Genomic DNA, 19,503 nt, shown 5'->3' with positions numbered 1-19,503 from the left:
CCCTACGGGAGGCGGGCTCCGTCTCGTCTCACTCACTCACTCGCCACCACCTGCCGCTCCTCGGCGAAGTGACATGCCGAGGCGTGCCCGGCCGGCGCCTTCGTCTCCCGGAATTCCGGCGGCACTTCCAGCGGGGGCACCACATCCGCGCACAGCTGCTGGGCCTTCCAGCACCGTGTGCGGAAGCGGCAGCCGGAGGGCGGGGCGGCGGGCGAGGGGACATCGCCCGCCAGCAGGATGCGCTCGCGGTGGCTGCGGGCGTCCGGGTCGGGGACGGGGACGGCGGACAGCAGGGCCTGGGTGTACGGGTGGGTGGGGTGCTCGTAGATCTGCTCGCCGGTGCCGGTCTCGGCGAGCCGGCCCAGGTACATCACCGCGACCCGGTCGGAGATGTGCCGGACGACGGACAGGTCGTGGGCGATGAAGACGTACGACAGATCGAACTCGTCCTGCAACTGCTCCAGCAGGTTGACCACTTGGGCCTGGACGGAGACATCCAGCGCGGAGACCGGCTCGTCGGCGACGATGATCTCCGGGCGCAGCGCGAGGCCGCGGGCGATACCGATGCGCTGGCGCTGGCCGCCGGAGAACTGGTGCGGATAGCGGTTGATGTACTCGGGGTTGAGCCCGACCACGTCCAGGAGTTCCCGGACCTTTCTTCGGCGGTCTCCCTTGGGGGCCACCTCGGGGTGGATCTCGTACGGCTCGCCGATGATGTCGCCGACGGTCATCCGGGGGTTCAGGGAGGTGTAGGGGTCCTGGAACACCATCTGGATATTGCGGCGTACGGCCCGCAGGGCCCGCCCGGAGAGGGTGCTGATGTCCTCGCCGCGGTACCGGATCTGACCTGCCGTCGGCCGCTCCAGGCCGACCAGCAGCTTGGCGACCGTGGACTTGCCGCAGCCCGATTCGCCGACGATGCCGAGTGTCTCGCCCTGGTGGAGGTCGAAGGAGACACCGTCGACGGCCCGGACCGCGCCGACCTGCTTGTGGAAGAGCACGCCCCGGGTGAGCGGGAAGTGCTTGACCAGGTCGCGGACCTCCAGCAGCAGTTCCGGGGTGCCGGCCGCCGGGGCACCGGCCGCCGGCGTGCCGACCTCACCGGGCCCCATCGATCGTCTCCTTCCAGAAGTGGCAGGCGCTGGCCCGGCCGGGCCCGGCCTCGTAGAGCGGCGGAGGGTCGGTGCGGCAGACGTCCTGGGCCAGCGGGCAGCGGGGGTGGAAGGGGCAGCCCGGCGGGATGGCGGTCAGATTGGGCGGCAGGCCCTTGATCGCGTACAGCCGCTGGCCCTTCTGGTCCAGCCGGGGGATGGAGTCCAGCAGACCGCGGGTGTACGGGTGCGCGGGCGCCCGGTAGAGCTGGTGGACGGGGGCGGTCTCGACGATCCGGCCCGCGTACATCACCGCGATGGTGTCGGCGACGTCCGCGACCACCCCGAGGTCATGGGTGATCAGGATCAGCCCCATGGTGAGCTCGCGCTGCAGCTCCGCCAGCAGGTCCATCACCTGCGCCTGGACCGTGACGTCCAGCGCCGTGGTCGGCTCGTCCGCGATGATCAGGTCGGGGCCGAGGGCCATCGCCATCGCGATCATGATGCGCTGGCGCATCCCGCCGGAGAACTGGTGCGGATAGTCGCCCACCCGCTGCCGGGCCGCCGGGATGCCGACCCGCTCCATCAGCTCCACGGCCCGGCCGCGGGCGCCCTTACGGGACATCCCCTCGTGGACCTCGAACATCTCCGCGAGCTGCGCCCCGACGGTGAGGACCGGGTTCAGCGCGGACAGCGAGTCCTGGAAGATCATCGCCATCTTGGCGCCGCGGACCTTCCGCCGCTCCTCCTTGCGCAGGGTGAGCAGATCGCGCCCCTGGAAGATGATCTCGCCGCCGGTGACGAACCCCGGCGGCGAGTCGAGGATGCCCATCACGGCTTGGGCGGTGACGGACTTGCCGGATCCTGACTCTCCGAGCACCGCCAGCGTCTGCCCCGGCGCCACGCGGTAGCTGACGCCGTTGACGGCCTTCGCCACGCCGTCGCGGGTACGGAACTCGACCCGCAGATCGCGCACGTCGAGCAGGGGCGCCTCCGCGAGGGCCGTGCCGCCGCCCGCGGACCTGCTGTCCGCGGGCCCGCTGTCCGCGTCCTCGTTCGTCATCTTCCGGCTCCTCAGCGCAACTTGGGGTCGAGGGCGTCGCGCACCGCGTCGCCGAGCATGATGAACGCCAGCACCGTGATGCTCAGTGCGCCCGCGGGCCACAGCAGCATGTGCGGCGCGCTGCGGATGTAGGTGGAGGCCGCGGAGATGTCGATGCCCCAGGAGACGGTGGGCGGTTTCAGGCCCGCGCCGAGGTAGGAGAGCGTCGCCTCCAGCGCGATGTACGTGCCGAGCGCGATGGTGGCGACGACGATGACCGGGGCGACGGCGTTCGGTGCGATGTGCCGCAGCAGCATCCGTCCGTTGCTTGCGCCCAGCGCCCGTGCGGCCTGGACGTAGTCGTTCTGCTTGGCGGTGACGACGGACCCGCGGGCGATACGGGAGACCTGCGGCCAGCCGAGCAGCACGATGAAGCCGACCACCGGCCAGACCGTGCTGCTGGTGACGACCGAGAGGAAGACCAGGCCGCCGAGGATCACCGGGATGCCGAAGAAGATGTCGGCGAGCCGGGAGAGCAGGTTGTCCCCCCAGCCGCCGAAGAAGCCGGCCAGCCCGCCCAGCAGGCTGCCCAGCAGCGCCGCGCCGGTCGTGGCACAGACGCCGACGGTGATGGAGGCGCGGGCCCCGTAGACCACCCGGGTGTAGACGTCGCGGCCCTGGGTGTCGAAGCCGAAGGGGTGGCCGGGCTGGGAGCCCTGCTGTGCCTTGGCGAGGTCCGCGCGGTACGGGTTGCCGGTGGCGATCAGCTGCGGCCAGATCGCGATGATCACCAGGAACACGATGACCAGCGCGGAGACCACGAAGACGGGGTTGCGGTACAGATCGTGCCAGGCGTCGCTCCACAGGCTGCGGGGCTTGCCGGGCTCCTTGCCGAGCCCGGCGCCCGGCGGGGCCGCACCGGGCCGCCGCTCCAGCGACTCCGCCTCGCCGATGGCCAGTGCGGCGGAGCCGCCGTCGCCGTGGCCGATGGCTTCCTTGGGGACGTAGGGCTCAGGCATAGCGGATCCTCGGGTCGAGGACGGCGTACAACAGGTCGACGAGGAGGTTCGCCAGGAGGAAGACCAGCACCAGAATCGTCACGAAGCCCACGACGGTCGGCGAGTTCTGCCGCAGGACTCCCTGGTAGAGCTGGAAGCCGACGCCATGAATGTTGAAGATGCGCTCGGTGACGATCGCGCCGCCCATCAGGGCGCCGATGTCCGTGCCGATGAAGGTGACCACCGGGATCAGCGAATTGCGCAGCAGATGGCGGGTGATGACCCGGCGCCGGGGCAGGCCCTTGGCGACGGCCGTACGGACGTAGTCGGCGCGGGCGTTCTCCGCGATCGAGGTCCGCGTCAGCCGGGTGACATAGGCGAGCGAGACCAGGGCCAGCACCAGCCCCGGCAGCAGGAGTTCGTTCAGTGGCGCTTCGGGGGCGACGGACGGCGCGGCCCAGCCCCACTGCACCCCGAACAGGAACTGCAGCAGATAGCCGCTGACGAACGTCGGGATGGACACCACGACGAGGGTGAGGACGAGGACCGTGGTGTCGATGTCCCGGCCGCGGCGCAGCCCGCTGAACACCCCCAGCACGATGCCCGCCACCATCTCGATCACGATGGCGATGACCGTCAGCCGCAGGGTGACGGGAAAGGCGGAAGCCATCAGCTCGGTGACCGACTGGCCGTTGAACGCGGTGCCGAAATTTCCCTGGAAGATCTGGCCCATGTAGTGCAGATACTGCTTCCACAGCGGCTCGTCGAGGTAGAGGTCGCGGCGGATCTGCGCGGCGGTGGCGGGGTCGGGGGCCCGGTCGCCGAACATCGCGGCCACGGGGTCGCCCAGTGCGTAGACCATGAAGAAGATCAGGAATGTGCTGCCGATGAACACCGGGATCATCTGGAGCAGCCGCCGGATCACATAGCGTCCCATGAAGCGTCAACCTCCCTCACGCCGCAGTCAGTTGACCTTGATCTCGTTGTAGACGGGCACACTGAACGGATTCAGTGCCACATTGCTGATCCGCTCCGAATAGCCGGCGCTGCCGTTCTGGTACCAGAGCGGAATGGCCGGCATCTGCTGGGCGAGGATCTTCTCCGAGTCCTGGAACGTCGCGACCGCCCGGCCGGTGTCCGTTGCCGCGTTCGCCTCGTTCACCAGCTTGTCGAAGGCGCGGTTGCTGAACTTGCCGTCGTTGGAGGATGCGTCGGTGTAGTACAGCGGCTGCAGGAAGTTCTGGATCAGCGGATAGTCCATCTGCCAGCCGGCCCGGAACGGCCCGGTCATCCGCCTGGCCGTGATCTTGTTCCGGAAGTCGGCGAAGGTCCCGACCGGGTTGCCGACGCAGGCGTTGTCGTCGCCCAGCGACTTGTTGACGCTGTTGCAGAGGGCGTCGACCCAGTCCTTGTGGGAGCCCGTATCGGCGTTGTACGTGAGGGTCATCGTCCCGCCGGGGATGCCGCCCCCCTCCTTGATGAGCTGCTTCGCCCTGGCCGGGTTGAACACACAGGCGTCGCCGCACAGCCCCGCCTTGTACCCGCCCTTCGCCCCCAGCACCGGCGAGGTCCAGTCGGTGGCGGGGGTGCGGGTCCGCCGGAAGATCTCCCGGGTGATCTGGTCCCGGTCGATCGCCATGGACAGACCGCGCCGCAGCTTCTCCGCGCCCGGATGGTTCCACCGCTTGTCGTACATGGGGAAGGTCAGGGTCTGGATGATCCCGGCCGGCTGGTTGATGTAGCGGCCCCCGAGGTCCGCCTTCACATGCGTGAGCTGCGCGGCCGGCACATCGTCGACCAGGTCGAGATTGCCCGCCTGCAGATCGGTGTAGGCGGTGTTGTTGTCCGTATAGACCCGCAGGTCGATTCCGCCGTTCCGCGCCGGATCGTCACCCGGGTACTTTCCCCACTTCCGCATCCGCAGCACGGACCCCTTTTCATAGGAGTCCACGAGATACGGGCCGTTCCCGACAGGATTCCCGAGCCAGGCGTCGTGGTGGCGGAAGAATGCCCGCGGGAGCGGCATGAAGGCCGCGTAGCCCAGCGTGTCGGGCCAGCTGGAGAAATTCTGGTTGAGCTTGACGGTGAAGGTGTGGTCGTCCTTCACCACCAGCCCCGACAGGGTCCTGGCCCGCGGACGCCCGCGGTCCGGATGCACCTGCGCAAAGCCGTCGATGTAGGAGAAGAACGCCGCGTTCTTCTGCTTATTGCTCAGCAGCGCACCATAATTCCAGGCATCCACGAAGGACCGGGCCGTGACCTTTTCCCCGTTGCTGAAGGTCCAGCCCTTCTTCAGCGTCACCGTGAAATTCCGCGAATCCTTCGTCTCGATGCGGTCGGCGATCACATTCTCCGCCGCGCCGGTCTTCGGGTTGTAGCGCTTGAGCCCCCGGAACAGCATCTCCAGAACCTTGCCGCCCTGGACCTCATTGGTGTTCGCCGGCTCCAGCGGATTCTGCGGATCACCCCAGGACGAGCTGACCACCCCGGAACGGCCTGCGCCGGCCCCGCCCCCGCAGGCCGAGGCCACGAGGGCGACGACGACGGCGCAGCCGCCCCACTTCGCGCGCGTGGCTCTCCGCATGACGCCTCCTCAGGTCCGGATCATGCCTAGCCACATCAGAGCGCAAAGGGGGACGTACCGCACTTCGGCGGCGACCGCCACTGCTCCGAAGACCGGAGAAAACCCTCGGATGCCTGAGCGGGGACGGGCGGGGAGGTACGCCGCCCGCGGCCGGTGCCACGGGCGGGGACAGAGCGGAGGAGCCCCCGGGGAGAAGCCGCGGGAAAGCCCGGAGAGAGCCCGGGGAGAACTCCGGGAAAGCCCGGGGAGAGCCCCGGAGCGCCCCGGAGCGCCCCCAGGCCCTCTCCCCGGACTCGCCCCGGCAACCCCTATATGTGATGCACGGACTCCACCGCGAACAGCCGCGGGTCGAACCCCTCCGCCAGCGCCGCGGCCTCCGCCATGTGCTCCTGCGCACTCGGGTCGCCCAGCATCGTCCGGAAGTGCTCCTCGCTCTCCCACTGGGCGTAATTGACGACCCGTTCGCCGTCCGCGCTCGCGTGGATGTTCGCCGAGATGAACCCCGGCCGGTCCTTCATCGTCTCCTCGGTGGCCCGGCTGAGCACCGCCACCAGCTCCGCCTGCCGCTCGGGCGCGACGGTGAACACATTGATGAGCGTGGCGATCCCGCGCCCGGTCTCGATCTTCGTTGTAGCTGCCATACCGCCAGTCTGCCGCCGACCACTGACAACCCGGCCGTGGCCGGGATGCCGGCGCCGCGGAGCCCCTGCCGCTTCCCCCGCGCGGGCCGCCCCGCCCTGCCCGGGTACGCAAACGGGGCGCCCCTCACGCGGAGGGACGCCCCGTTTCCCGGACCGGCAGCCCGGCCCGGACCACCGTCGGTGTTACCGCTTGGCGCGCGACGCGGTGCGGCCGCGCTCCTTCTGGTCCAGGACGACCTTGCGGATACGGACCGTCTCCGGGGTGACCTCGATGCACTCGTCGTCGCGGCAGAACTCCAGGGACTGCTCCAGGGAGAGCTTGCGCGGCGGGACCACGTTCTCGGTGGTGTCCGCCGAAGCCGCACGCATGTTGGTGAGCTTCTTCTCCTTGGTGATGTTCACGTCCATGTCGTCGGCGCGCGAGTTCTCACCGATGATCATGCCCTCGTACACCTCGGTGCCCGGCTCCGTGAAGATCACGCCGCGCTCCTGGAGATTGATCATCGCGAACGGCGTGACCGAACCGGAGCGGTCGGCGACCAGCGAACCGTTGTGGCGGGTGCGCAGCTCGCCGAACCACGGCTCGTGGCCCTCGAAGAGGGAGTGCGCGATGCCCGTACCGCGGGTCTGGGTCAGGAACTCCGTACGGAAGCCGATCAGGCCGCGCGACGGCACGATCCACTCCATACGGATCCAGCCGGAACCGTGGTTGGTCATGGTCTCCATACGGCCCTTGCGGGACGCCATCAGCTGCGTGATCGCGCCCAGGTGCTCCTCGGGGGAGTCGATCGTCAGGCGCTCGATCGGCTCGTGCAGCTTGCCGTCGATCTCCTTGGTGACGACCTCGGGCTTGCCGACGGTGAGCTCGAAGCCCTCCCGGCGCATGGTCTCGACCAGGATCGCCAGCGCCAGCTCGCCACGGCCCTGGACCTCCCAGGCGTCGGGGCGCTCGGTGTCCAGCACGCGCAGCGAAACGTTACCGATCAGCTCGCGGTCCAGGCGGTCCTTGACCTGGCGGGCGGTGACCTTGTGGCCCTTGCCGCCCTTGCCGACCAGCGGCGAGGTGTTCGTGCCGATGGTCATCGAGATGGCCGGCTCGTCGACCGTGATCAGCGGCAGCGCGACCGGGTTCTCCGGGTCGGCCAGCGTCTCGCCGATCATGATGTCCGGGATACCGGCGACGGCGCAGATGTCACCGGGGCCGGCCTTCTCGGCGGGCTTGCGGGTCAGCGCCTCGGTCATCATCAGCTCGGTGATGCGGACGTTGGACATCGTGCCGTCACGCTTGATCCACGCGACGGTCTGGCCCTTCTTCAGCTCGCCCTGCTCGACCCGGAGCAGGGCGATACGGCCGAGGAAGTTGTCCGCGTCGAGGTTGGTGACGTGGGCCTGGAGCGGGGCTTCCTCGTCGTACTCCGGCGCCGGGGCGTGCTCCAGCAGCGTGGTGAAGAACGGCTGCAGGTTCTCGCTGTCGGCGGGGACGGTGCCGTCCTCCGGCTTGGTCAGCGAGGCGACGCCGTCACGGGCGCAGGCGTAGACGATCGGGAACTCGATCTGGTCCTCGTCCGCGTCCAGGTCCAGGAAGAGGTCGTAGGTCTCGTTGACGACCTCGTCGATCCGGGAGTCGGGGCGGTCGGTCTTGTTGATGCACAGGATGACCGGCATCCGGGCCGAGAGGGCCTTGCGGAGCACGAAGCGGGTCTGCGGGAGCGGGCCCTCGGAAGCGTCGACCAGCAGCACGACCGCGTCGACCATCGACAGACCGCGCTCGACCTCGCCACCGAAGTCGGCGTGGCCGGGGGTGTCGATGATGTTGATCGTGATCGGGTCCCCGCCGTCCTTGGGGTGATACTTCACCGCCGTGTTCTTGGCGAGGATCGTGATGCCCTTCTCACGCTCCAGGTCGTTGGAGTCCATCATCCGGTCGTCGAGCTTCTCGGCGGCGTGTTCGGCGAACGCACCGGCCTGCTTGAGCATGGCGTCGACGAGGGTCGTCTTCCCATGGTCGACGTGGGCGACGATGGCTACGTTACGAATGTCGTGGCGCGTGGGCATACTGGCGGCGCTTCTCCCGGAATCGTGGGTGGCGGCACGTCCATCCGGTACGCGCGCCTGCCGGGCATAACGAAGCCACGGCCTCACCCCATCGTACGGGGCTGCGGCGGCATTGGCCGCCGCAGCCCGTACCTATGCCGCCTGACCTGCGGTTTCTTGCCTTTTATTCGCCAGGGTGGCTGCCCTGCTACATCTGGTAGCCGATGTCCTGGAAGCGGGGCGTGGCGAAGCCGAAGGCGCCGACGTTGGCGAGCGTCTTCTTGGTGGCCACCAGTTCGGGCCGCTGGTAGAGCGGGATCGATCCGGCGGCCGCCCAGATCCTGGCGTCGGCCTGCTCGACGAGCGTGTGCGCGGCGCTCTCGTCCAGCTCGGAGGCGGCCTGGTCGAAGAGCTGGTCGATGTGGTCGGTGCCGACCCGGGTGTAGTTCTGCTCGACGGTCAGCGAGCCGTCGGGCGCGGGCTGCGGCTTGGCGTAGATCGGCCGGGCGTCGGTCGCCGGGTAGGCGGTGCCGGGCCAGGAGTACAGCGCCATGTCGTAGTCACCGGAGGCGATGTGGTCCTGGAAGTAGCTGGCGTCGGAGACCCGCTGGAGGGAGGTCTGTACACCGATCTTGCCGAGCATTTCGGCGATCTGCCGTCCGACGGTGCGCAGCTGTGCGGAGCCGGCCCCGTCGGGGAGCACGAAGCGCAGGGTGAGCGGCCTGCCGTTCTTCTTGACGGCGGCGATCTTGGCCCCCTTGTGGCCGGCCGGCCGCGGTGCGAAGGCCGCGTCGGCGGGCCGCTCGGCGGCCGCGCGCAGGGCGCCCGGGTGGCCGCCGGACCCCGGCAGATTCGGGGCCTGCCCGGTCTCGATCAGCTCGGCCGCGCCGAGCGTCTGTGCCGCGCGCTTCTTGTACTGCTTGTACCTGGCGTACGCCCCGGACCCGGTGTCACCGTTCGCCTCGTCCTTCTCGTTGGCCGCCGCCTCCTTGTAGAACGACGCGCTCTGCCGCAGCAGGGCGGCCTGCTGGACCTCGGAGCCGACCGCGCCGGTGAAGGACAGCGGAGCCTTTGCGGCGGCGGGCCGCATGCCGTCCCGCCGGCCGCCGTTGGCGGGCGGGGCGGCATGACCGTGGCCGGAGCGGGCCGGGTTGCGGTCGTCGGCATCCCCGTCGTCCCCGCCGTCGGGCCGGTCGCCGGCCCGCTCGTCCCCGTAGCGGTCGTCCGAGGTGTCGTAGCCGTCCTCGCCGTCGGCGCGGCCCGCGCCGGGCGCCGGTGCGCCAGCCTTCTCGCCGGCCTGCTGGCGGTCGGTGTCGTTGCTCTTCCAGCCGGCTTCCGCGAGCAGCGCCTTGGCCGCCCCGGTGTCCTGGCCGCCGAGCGCATCGCTGTGGTCCTGGTAGCCCTGCTGCTCGGCCATCAGCAGATGGCTGCCGAGCGGCCTGGACGGCAGGTCGAGCGGCTTGAGGACGGTGTCCGCGAGCTCCTGGCGATCGAGGGCGCGGGCCACCGCGCGGCGCACCCGGTCGTCGGCCAGCGGTCCGCTGCTGCCGTTGAGGGCGAGCTGGGTGTAGGCGGGCTCCAGGGCCTTGCGGATGGTGTAGCCGCGCAGCACGGCGTTCTCCGCGGCGGCGGCCTTGGCGTCCGAGCGGGCCCTGGCCCGGCTCCCCTCGCCCAGCGGGCCCGCGTTGCCGTCGCCGGGCTTGTGGGGGCCGGCGGAGGCGGCGCGCCGGGCGGAGGCGACCCGCTTCGCGGCGACCTGGTCGACCGCCGCGACATCGATGCTCCCGTCGGCGAGCGCCGCGGCCCGCTTGTCGCCGGGCAGCGACTGCAGCACGATCCTCTTGAGCATGGCGGGATCGCCCCACCACTTCGGGTTGCGTACGAGGACGACGCGCCCCTGTTCGGCGTCCCGCTTCTGGAAGAGGAACGGCCCCGCGCTGACCTTCAGTTGCTCGCGGGCGCCGTCGTTGAAGGCGTCCGCGCTGCCCATCACGCTCTTGGGGTAGAGCGGGGTGAACAGCGACTCCCAGTCGGCGTAGGGGCGGGCAAAGGTGACCTTGACCTCGCGGGAGTCCGCACCCTGTTCGACCTTGCCGATCCGGTCGTAACCGGCGTTGCGGGCGGTCCAGAACGCGTTGTCCTTGCCGCGCAGCGCGGTCCACTGGGCGATGAAGTCGGCGGCGGTGATCGGTCTGCCGTCGCTCCACCGCGCCTTGGGGTTGATCTTGTAGGTGACGACCTGCTTGGGGTCGCGGGCGCTGATGTCCGCGGCGTCCAGGTAGTCGGCGTTGCGCTGCGGCCGGCCGTTCGCGTCGATGGTGAACATGCTGGGCAGCACCGCGCCGGTGATCCGCGTGGTGGCCGCGTCGGCGTCGGACTGGAAGGCGTTCAGCGTGCCGGGCATCGCATCGACGGCCCAGCGCAGCATGCCGCCCTTCTTCAGTTCGCCGCGGGGCGCGGGGGCGATGTCCTGGGATGTGGCGACGGACGTGTCCCGGGTCTCGTCACTGCATCCGGTCAGGGCCGGCAGCGGGAGCAGCACCCCGGCCGCGATGAGCGCGGCACACCGGCGCCGGCGGCACGCCGCGCGGCGGCCTGAGGGGTGGTCGTGGTCGGTCATGACGGTTACCTCCGGGCTCGCCCGCGCCGCGCCGTGCGCCGCAAGGGGCCTGACCGGCACACCACGTTCGGCCGACTTTGGGGCTCATCACATCTATGGCACCCCTACTGAAGGCGAGCGCGCGCGCAGTGCCCGCCCGACACGTCGGCCGGGGCCCCAAGCCCACCCGCCCGGCCCAACGCCGGGCCCCTCAGCGGCCTGAAACGGGTCGCCCGGGGGCGCGGAACACCCCCGCATACCGGCGGTTGTCGTATCCGCGTTCGACCTACGCCGAGGCGCATGGTTGCCGGAACGCACCGGTTCGAGTCGTAATCACGCTCGCCCCCTTCCCAACGCCTACTGTGACGCGCGACACTCTCGGGCGCATGAGATCGCCCACCACACCTTCAAAGTGAGGGCACGTTATGTCCCTTCAGGACGAATTGACGGCGGTTGAACGCAGCCTGGACGGCCTGGTCCGTTCGGTGGGCCGGCTGGAGGCGCAGCTCGACGCCTGTCTGGACGTCCGCCGGCTCCGCAGCGACACGGACCATCTGCGCGAAAGCCTGACCCTGCTCAAGCAGAGCGTGGCGGCCGGTCCGCCCCGCCGTCCGAGCGCCGTCGTCGAGGAGATGGTGACGATCCCCGACGCCCCGTACGACTCCGCGCTGTGGACCGATGCCGAGGACGAGGGGCTCGGCTCCCGGAACGGCCACGCGCCCTGACGACGCAGCACGAGTCCCGCTCACCGCCCCTCATCCCGTCCCGCCCCGCCCCGGCGGTGCCTTCGCCGCCCCCGCCCCGACGGAGCGCCCTTCACGGAGACCGACGTTGGCCACTGGCACCGAACCCTCCCCACCAGCGCCCGCGAACGGTGTGCACACCACCTCGCGCGCCGCCATCCCCGCCCGTCATCTGCGCACCGACCGCTGGTGGCTGGCGCCGGCCTGCACCGCCGCCGGACTGTTCGCGTTCATCGTCTACTCGACCTGGCGGGCGTTCGCGAACGCCGACTACTACCACGCGCCCTATGTCTCGCCGTTCTACTCGCCCTGCCTGGCGGAGAACTGCCACACCATGCGCGGCGGCCCCAACTGGGAGCTCTTCGGCAGCTGGTGGGGCCTGTCCCCCGCGCTGCTGATCCTGATCTTCCCGCTGGGCTTCCGGCTGACCTGCTACTACTACCGCAAGGCCTACTACCGCGGCTTCTGGGCCTCGCCGCCGGCCTGCGCGGTCGCCGAGCCGCACAAGAAGTACACCGGTGAGACCCGCTTCCCGCTGATCCTGCAGAACATCCACCGCTACTTCTTCTACTTCGCGGTGCTGGTCGCGGGCGTGCTGACCTACGACACCGCGCTCACCTTCCGCGACGAGAACTACGCCTGGGGCCACATGGGCCTGGGCACCCTGGTCTTCCTCGCCAACATCGTGCTGATCTGGGCCTACACCCTCTCCTGCCACTCCTGCCGGCACATCATCGGCGGCCGGCTGCGGCACTTCTCCAAGCACCCGGTGCGCTACCGGCTGTGGGGCTGGGTCGGCAAGCTCAACGAGCGGCACATGCTGCTCGCGTGGTCCTCGCTGATCAGCGTGGCCGTCGCCGACTTCTATGTCTTCCTGCTGGCCAGCGGGGCCATCACGGACCCGCGTTTCTTCTAGACGACAGCATCTCCTAAGGAAAGGTGTGCCCCCTGATGGCGCATGTGGACCGGCAGGCATGGGACGTGGTCGTGGTGGGCGCCGGCGGCGCCGGGCTGCGTGCCGCCATCGAGGCCCGCGAGGCCGGCATGCGGACGGCCGTGATCTGCAAGTCCCTGTTCGGCAAGGCGCATACGGTGATGGCCGAGGGCGGCATCGCCGCCAGCATGGGCAATGCCAACGAGCACGACAACTGGCAGGTCCACTTCCGCGACACCATGCGCGGCGGGAAGTTCCTCAACCAGTGGCGGATGGCCGAGCTGCACGCCCGTGAGGCCCCGGACCGGGTGTGGGAGCTGGAGACCTGGGGCGCGCTCTTCGACCGCACCGCGGACGGCCGGATCTCCCAGCGCAACTTCGGCGGCCACGAGTACCCGCGCCTCGCGCACGTCGGCGACCGTACGGGCCTGGAGCTGATCCGTACCCTCCAGCAGAAGATCGTCTCGCTGCAGCAGGAGGACGAGAAGGAGTTCGGCGCGTACGACGCCCGGCTGAAGGTCTTCCAGGAGTGCACGGTCACCCGGGTGCTCAAGACGGACGGCAAGGTCTCCGGCGCCTTCTGTTACGAGCGGGAGTCCGGCCGCTTCTTCGTGCTCCAGGCCCCGGCGGTGGTGCTGGCCACCGGCGGGATCGGCAAGTCCTTCAAGGTGACCTCGAACTCCTGGGAGTACACCGGCGACGGGCATGCCCTGGCGCTGCTGGCCGGGGCGCCGCTGATCAACATGGAGTTCGTGCAGTTCCACCCCACCGGCATGGTCTGGCCGCCGTCGGTGAAGGGCATCCTCGTGACCGAGTCCGTCCGCGGTGACGGCGGGGTGCTGCGCAACAGCGAGGGCAAGCGCTTCATGTTCGACTACATCCCGGATGTCTTCAAGGACAAGTACGCCCAGACCGAGGAGGAGGGCGACCGCTGGTACGAGGATCCGGACCGCAACCGCCGCCCGCCCGAACTGCTGCCCCGCGACGAGGTCGCCCGCGCCATCAACGCCGAGGCCAAGGCGGGCCGCGGCTCCCCGCACGGCGGCGTCTATCTGGATGTCTCCACCCGGATGCCGGCCGAGGTGATCAAACGCCGGCTGCCGTCGATGCACCACCAGTTCAAGGAACTGGCGGACGTGGACATCACCGCCGAGCCGATGGAGGTCGGCCCGACCTGTCACTACGTGATGGGCGGGGTCGACGTGGACCCGGACACCGCGGCGGCGACCGGCGTACCGGGCCTGTTCGCGGCCGGTGAAGTGGCCGGCGGGATGCACGGCTCCAATCGGCTCGGCGGCAACTCGCTGTCCGACCTGCTGGTCTTCGGCCGCCGGGCCGGGCTGCACGCGGCCGAGTACGCCCAGGCGCTGGCCGAACGGCCGGCCGTCGACCCGCTGCAGATCGACGCGGCGGAGGCGGAGGCGCTGCGCCCCTTCAGCGCCGAGCTCGTCGAGGCGGACACCGGCCGCGAACCGGGCCCGGCGGAGAATCCGTACACCCTGCACCAAGAGCTCCAGCAGTCGATGAACGACCTGGTCGGCATCATCCGCAAGGAAAGCGAGATGTTCGAGGCCCTGAAACGGCTGGCCGATCTGCGGGTGCGGGCCCGGCGGGCCGGCGTCGAGGGGCACCGGCAGTACAACCCCGGCTGGCATCTGTCCCTCGATCTGCGGAACATGCTGCTGGTCAGCGAGTGTGTGGCGCGGGCGGCGCTGGAACGCGAGGAGAGCCGGGGCGGGCACACCCGCGACGACCATCCGGCGATGGACCGCACCTGGCGCAACATCAACCTGGTCTGTGAACTCGCCGACCCGCAGGGCGACGCGCGGGCCTCCGACGCGGCGCTGGGCCAGATCCGCCTCTCCCGCCGCGAGACCCCGCCGATCCGCCGCGACCTGCTGGAACTGTTCGAGAAGGACGAGCTGGCGAAGTATCTGACCGACGAGGAGCTGAGCCGGTGAGCGTGTCGCAGGAAGAGCAGCAGCAGTCCGGCGTCTACCAGGCGCACTTCCGGGTGTGGCGGGGCGACACGGACTCCGGAGACCTGGAGGACTTCAAGGTCGAGGTGCACGACGGCGAGGTGGTACTGGACATCGTCCACCGCCTGCAGGCGACCCAGGCACCCGATCTCGCCGTGCGCTGGAACTGCAAGGCCGGCAAGTGCGGTTCGTGCAGCGCGGAGATCAACGGGCGGCCGCGGCTGATGTGCATGACCCGGATGTCGGTCTTCGACCGTACGGAGACCATCACCATCACGCCGATGCGGGCCTTCCCGGTCATCCGCGATCTGGTCACCGATGTGTCCTTCAACTACACCAAGGCCCGCGAGATCCCGGCGTTCGTGCCGCCGCCGGAGCTGGGCCCCGGTGAGTACCGGATGCAGCAGGAGGACGTGGGCCGGTCGCAGGAGTTCCGTAAGTGCATCGAGTGCTTCCTGTGCCAGGACACCTGCCACGTCGTCCGGGACCACGAGGAGAACAAGGAGGCCTTCGCCGGGCCGCGCTTCCTGATGCGGATCGCCGAGCTCGACATGCACCCGCTGGACGCGGCCCCGGAGGCCGGTCTCGACCGCAAGCGCACCGCGCAGGACGAGCACGGGCTGGGCTACTGCAACATCACCAAGTGCTGCACCGAGGTCTGCCCCGAGCACATCAAGATCACCGACAATGCGCTGATCCCGCTGAAGGAGCGCGCCGCGGACCGGAAGTACGACCCGCTGGTGTGGCTCGGGAACAAGATCCGGCGTCGTAGCGAATGACCGGAAGGGGCCGGGCGGGGCCCGGGGTGCACGCCCTGGGTCCCGCCCGCGTCCTTGGCTCCTCAGTTCCTCAGGTCAGGCCCTCGGTCCCTCAGTTCCCCAGGCACTCGGGTCCTCAGGCACTCAGGCCCTCAGCTCCTCAGAACAGACTCAGCAGCGCCTCGGCCGGGTCCACCGCCGCCGACTCCCCGTCCGGCAGCGCGAGTTCGAACCACACGGTCTTGCCGCGCGGGGTACGGCGGCTGCCCCAGCCCTGGCTCAGCAGGCCGACCAGCTGCAGTCCGCGGCCGCCCTCGTCGGTGTCCCGGGCCCGGCGGCGGCGCGGCTGGGCGAGATCGGCGTCCCAGACCTCGCAGACCAGGGTGCGGTCCAGCAGCAGCCGAATCCGGATCTCGCCGTGGCCGTGCCGTAGCGCATTGGTCACCAGCTCGCTGACCAGCAGCTCCGTGGTGTCGACCAGCTCCTGCAGGCCCCAGTCCGTCAGCTGGTCCCGGGCGAGTTCCCGGGCGCGGGCCACCGAACGGGCCTCCGGCGCCAGGCTCCAGTCGCCCACCGCGTCCTTGGGCAGCCCGTGCACCCGCGCCATCAGCAGCGCGATGTCGTCCTCGCCGTGGGAGGTGTCCATGGCGCTCAGCACCTGGTCGCAGGCGTCCTCCAGCGGACGGTCGGCGTGCGAGAGGGCCGTGCGGAACGCCTGCAGCCCCTCCTCCAGCGGATGGTGGCGGGACTCCACCAGACCGTCGGTGTACAGCGCCAGCAGCGCCCCGTCCGGCAGCTCGACCTCGATCTCCTCGAACGGTTCGCCGCCCACCCCCAGCGGCATCCCCGGCGGCACGTCGAGCAGCAGTGCGTCCTCGCCGTCCTCGACCACCGCCGGCGGCAGGTGCCCGGCGTTGGCGAACGTACAGCGCCGGGTGACCGGGTCGTAGACGGCGTAGACGCAGGTGGCGAGGTAGACCTCGGAGAGATCGGCGGTACCGGCGGAGCGCCGCTGTTCCCCCGTGCCCTCGCCGGCCCCGGACCGGCTGCGGGCGGAGCGCGCGGTCGACGACCTGCCCTCGCCGTCGCCGCCGAGCCCTCGGGCGATCTCGTCGAGCGCCGAAAGCACCTCGGCGGGCTCCAGGTCCAGCAGCGCCAAAGTCCGTACGGCGGTGCGCAGTTCCCCCATCGCCACGGCGGCGCGCAGCCCGCGTCCCATGACATCGCCGACGACCAGCGCCGTGCGGTGGCCAGGGAGCTCGATGACATCGAACCAGTCGCCGCCGACCTCGGTGGCGGTGGTGCCGGGCAGATAGCGGCAGGCGATGTCCAGACCGGCGGCCTCGGGGTCGCCGGGCGGCAGCAGGCTGCGCTGCAATATCAGGGCCCGCTCGTGCTCCCGGCGGTAGAGGCGGGCGTTGTCGATACAGACCGCGGCGCGCGCGGCCAGCTCGACGGCGAGCGCGGTGTCACGCTCCCCGAACGGCTCGCTGCCCTTGGTACGGGAGAACTGCACCAGTCCGACGACGGTGTCCCTGGCGACCATCGGGACGGCGAGGGTGGAGTGCACCACCGCGCCCAGCTCCGGCCCGTCGTCGCTCTCCCGGCCCGGGATGATCTGTGCGTGGGCGGTCCGCAGTGCGCCCGCGCAGGGGGAGTTGAAGGGGTAGCGGTGGACGGCGCCGACCGCGACCGGACCCGGCGCGTCGCCGGGCACACCGGGGGCGGTGGCGAGCGGGGCGTCCGACACGGCGCTGGCGAAGGCGACCCGGCGCAGCTCCGCGCTGCCGTCGCTCATGCCGGGCGGGGCCTCGTCGCCCGCCAGCAGGCCCTGGTAGAGGTCCACGGAGGCCAGATCGCAGAACTGCGGTACGGCGACGTCCAGGAGGGTGCGGGCGGTGGTCTCCAGATCGAGGGAGTTGCCTATCCGGGCGCCGGCTTCGTTGAGCAGGGCGAGGTTGCGGCGGGCGTTGGCGGCCTCGCGCTCGGCCCGCCGACGGCCCGTCACATCGGCGGCCAGCGCCGCGACGCCGATCGGGCGGCCGCTGGCGCCGTGCAGCCGGTAGAGCGACACCGACCAGCGGCGGCGGTCGTCCTCGCCGGGCGCCATCCCGACCAGTTGCATCTCGGTGACCGGCTCGCCGGTGTCCAGGACGCGGCGCAGCGCGACGGTCATCCGCTCGGCCTCGGAGCGCGGCAGGAAGTCGTGCGGACCGCAGCCGCGGTACTTGCTCGCCGGACCGCCGAAGACGGTGGCGAACCGTTCGTTGACCCGCAGCAGCCGCAGATCCGTGCCGAACAGGGTGAAGCCCATGGGAGATTGACCGAAAACGGCCTGCGAGGCGGCGAGGTCGGTCTCGATGCCGCGCAGCGCGCGGACGTCGACGACGAGGCAGACCGCGGCCCGCTCACCGTTCTCGTCGCGCGAGGGCATCACATAGATCTCGGCGAGCCCGTCGGCTTCCGTGCCCTCTCCCTTGCGGTAGGGCACCAGGCCGGTCCACTCCCGGCCGTCGAGTATCTCGGACACCTTGCGGCGCCCGGTCGCCCGCAACTCGCGGGGGACGAAGGCCTCGACGGGGTCCTTGCCGAGCGCGTACCGCGCGGGTATGCCGAGCATGTGCTCCGCCCGCTCGCTCCACTGGTCGATCCGCCCGTCGGGACCGAGCGAGAAGGAGGCCACGCGAATGTAGTCATAGATCGATCCGGGCCGGCTGCTCTGCCACACGGGCGGGCCCGCCGGCTCGTGCGGGCGGCCACCTGGATCACCGGAGCCGTCCGCACCGCCCTGACCATCGGCCTGCGCGGGTTCTTCCCCGCCAGATGACATCTCGCTCACGAGCCCCGTCCCCTCCAGCTCATCGTGCCCGGACCGGACCCGCCTGAGTATCCAGTACCCCGGCTATCCGGAACACGGTCTTCACGATCACAGCACAGTCTCGATCGCAGCCCACCCACAGAATGTCGATGAATTGGCAACGATCAGGACCCACCTGTCTCCTAACCAGCCACCGACAGCTCGAACCACACTGTCTTGCCACTCTTTCCGCGACGGGTCCCCCAGCGCCGCGAACTGCATGCGACCAGCTGCAATCCACGGCCTCCCTCGTCGTCGGGAGCGGCGTCGCGCTCCTGCGGCGGGTCGGGCAGCGGATCGGAGACCTCGACGAGCAGCCCGTCGGTGTTGAGGAGCACCATACGGACTCCGATCGGCCCGCTGGCGTGACGCAGGGAGTTGGTGACGAGCTCGCTCACGAGTAGTACGGCCATATCGGCGGCGCCGTTCAGGCCCCAGTCGTCCAGCACCTGCCGCACCGCCATGCGGGCCGTGCGCACCGCCCCCGGATCTGCCGGAAAGCTCCATTCGGCGCTGGGTGCACCGGAGGCCCTGCCGCGCCCGCGGACGTGCCCGGAGTCCGGCTCCGGGACCCCTGCCGCTGCGCTGTCGCTCACGCCGATCACATCCCAGCCCGATGGCAATCCCCGTCGCCTTGCCTGCATCGAAGGGGTCAATCAGGACATACCCGCTATCTATCCCGCAGTACCGCCTGCAGCGGCGCACTGTGGCACAAATGAAACATATCGGCGGGCGGGGGTGGGGCGGTGCGCACGGCCCGCCGGTCCGCGCAAGGAGGGCCTACAGGGCCCCGTACGCCCCGGGACGGCGACTACGGCCGTACGCTCGGCGCCCCGGCCGTCCCCGCCAGCCGGCGCATCGCCTCGGCCACCGCCGGGCGGTCCTGGTCCAGCCAGTCGACCTGGGACTCCTCGCCGGGCAGCAGCCAGCGCAGCTCGTCGTGATCCTGCAGGGGCCGCGGCGCCCCGGACAGCAGCCGGGCCGTCCACACCTGCAGGACATAGCCGGGTCGCAGCACCCACTCCCCCGGGATCCGCTCCAGGGCCGCCGCCTCGACACCCAGCTCCTCGCGCAGCTCTCGCTCCAGCGCCTGTTCGGGTGTCTCGTCGTCCTCCACCTTGCCGCCGGGCAGCTCCCAGCGGCCGGCCAGTGCGGGCGGTGCACTGCGCCGGGCGGCAAGCAGCCGCCCGCGCTCGCACACCGCTCCGCCCACCACTACGCGCACGGTCGTCATGCGCGGCAG

At 70.4% G+C, this 19,503-nt stretch carries 15 protein-coding genes; 4 read left to right on the top strand and 11 right to left on the bottom strand.

From position 1 onward, the window contains the following. Positions 1-32: 32 nt before the first annotated feature. The 8 genes from ABR737_RS29650 to ABR737_RS29615 form a co-directional block, all read right to left on the bottom strand. Positions 33-1,112, bottom strand: a complete 1,080-nt coding sequence (locus ABR737_RS29650; protein ID WP_350253652.1) for an ABC transporter ATP-binding protein — start codon at positions 1,110-1,112, stop codon at positions 33-35. Further along, positions 1,099-2,154: an ABC transporter ATP-binding protein gene (locus ABR737_RS29645; RefSeq protein ID WP_350253650.1), complete on the bottom strand. Its 1,056-nt coding sequence runs from the start codon at positions 2,152-2,154 to the stop codon at positions 1,099-1,101. Before ABR737_RS29645 ends, ABR737_RS29650 begins: the two co-directional genes overlap by 14 nt. Before the next feature lie 11 nt (positions 2,155-2,165). Beyond that, the gene (locus ABR737_RS29640) at positions 2,166-3,152 is read right to left on the bottom strand and encodes an ABC transporter permease (RefSeq protein WP_350253649.1); all 987 of its coding nucleotides are present in this window, start codon (positions 3,150-3,152) and stop codon (positions 2,166-2,168) included. Further along, complete coding sequence (locus ABR737_RS29635) at positions 3,145-4,068, bottom strand: ABC transporter permease (protein ID WP_350253646.1); 924 nt, start codon at positions 4,066-4,068, stop codon at positions 3,145-3,147. The genes ABR737_RS29640 and ABR737_RS29635 overlap by 8 nt, the downstream gene beginning before the upstream one ends. 27 nt (positions 4,069-4,095) lie before the next feature. Further along, complete coding sequence (locus tag ABR737_RS29630; RefSeq protein WP_350253645.1) at positions 4,096-5,715, bottom strand: peptide ABC transporter substrate-binding protein; 1,620 nt, start codon at positions 5,713-5,715, stop codon at positions 4,096-4,098. Between the two features lie 308 nt (positions 5,716-6,023). Then, on the bottom strand, positions 6,024-6,356 hold the full coding sequence (locus tag ABR737_RS29625; protein WP_350253643.1) for an antibiotic biosynthesis monooxygenase family protein: 333 nt from the start codon (positions 6,354-6,356) through the stop codon (positions 6,024-6,026). Positions 6,357-6,539: 183 nt separating this feature from the next. Continuing rightward, positions 6,540-8,411, bottom strand: a complete 1,872-nt coding sequence (typA, locus tag ABR737_RS29620; RefSeq protein ID WP_350253641.1) for a translational GTPase TypA — start codon at positions 8,409-8,411, stop codon at positions 6,540-6,542. Between the two features lie 187 nt (positions 8,412-8,598). Next, positions 8,599-11,010, bottom strand: coding sequence for an ABC transporter family substrate-binding protein (locus ABR737_RS29615; RefSeq protein ID WP_350253639.1), 2,412 nt, complete (start codon positions 11,008-11,010; stop codon positions 8,599-8,601). A gap of 404 nt (positions 11,011-11,414) precedes the next feature. Here ABR737_RS29615 and ABR737_RS29610 point away from each other — a divergent pair, with 404 nt between their 5' ends. The 4 genes from ABR737_RS29610 (at position 11,415) to ABR737_RS29595 (ending at position 15,424) form a co-directional block, all read left to right on the top strand. Next, entirely contained in the window at positions 11,415-11,714 is a 300-nt protein-coding gene (locus ABR737_RS29610; protein WP_350253637.1) for an Rv0250c family protein, read from the top strand. Between the two features lie 106 nt (positions 11,715-11,820). Beyond that, complete coding sequence (gene sdhC / locus ABR737_RS29605) at positions 11,821-12,648, top strand: succinate dehydrogenase subunit SdhC (RefSeq protein ID WP_350253635.1); 828 nt, start codon at positions 11,821-11,823, stop codon at positions 12,646-12,648. Between the two features lie 35 nt (positions 12,649-12,683). Next, positions 12,684-14,627 (top strand): fumarate reductase/succinate dehydrogenase flavoprotein subunit, encoded by a 1,944-nt coding sequence (locus ABR737_RS29600; protein ID WP_350253633.1) that lies wholly within the window; start codon positions 12,684-12,686, stop codon positions 14,625-14,627. Then, positions 14,624-15,424: a succinate dehydrogenase/fumarate reductase iron-sulfur subunit gene (locus tag ABR737_RS29595; protein ID WP_350253631.1), complete on the top strand. Its 801-nt coding sequence runs from the start codon at positions 14,624-14,626 to the stop codon at positions 15,422-15,424. Before ABR737_RS29600 ends, ABR737_RS29595 begins: the two co-directional genes overlap by 4 nt. A 139-nt stretch (positions 15,425-15,563) precedes the next feature. Here ABR737_RS29595 and ABR737_RS29590 read toward each other — a convergent pair whose 3' ends face one another. From ABR737_RS29590 to ABR737_RS29580, 3 genes are all read right to left on the bottom strand, one after another. Continuing rightward, a complete protein-coding gene (locus tag ABR737_RS29590) occupies positions 15,564-18,233 on the bottom strand; it encodes a SpoIIE family protein phosphatase (protein WP_350256972.1) in 2,670 nt (889 codons plus the stop codon). A gap of 170 nt (positions 18,234-18,403) precedes the next feature. Further along, positions 18,404-18,865 (bottom strand): ATP-binding protein, encoded by a 462-nt coding sequence (locus tag ABR737_RS29585; RefSeq protein ID WP_350256971.1) that lies wholly within the window; start codon positions 18,863-18,865, stop codon positions 18,404-18,406. Between the two features lie 206 nt (positions 18,866-19,071). Beyond that, positions 19,072-19,494 (bottom strand): (deoxy)nucleoside triphosphate pyrophosphohydrolase, encoded by a 423-nt coding sequence (locus ABR737_RS29580; RefSeq protein WP_350253629.1) that lies wholly within the window; start codon positions 19,492-19,494, stop codon positions 19,072-19,074. Positions 19,495-19,503 lie beyond the last annotated feature (9 nt).

Origin of the sequence: Streptomyces sp. Edi2, from assembly GCF_040253635.1 — a bacterium.
Taxonomy (GTDB): Bacteria; Actinomycetota; Actinomycetes; order Streptomycetales; family Streptomycetaceae; genus Streptomyces.
Note: the sequence above shows the minus strand (reverse complement) of the source record. Positions and strands in the feature narration are given on the sequence as shown.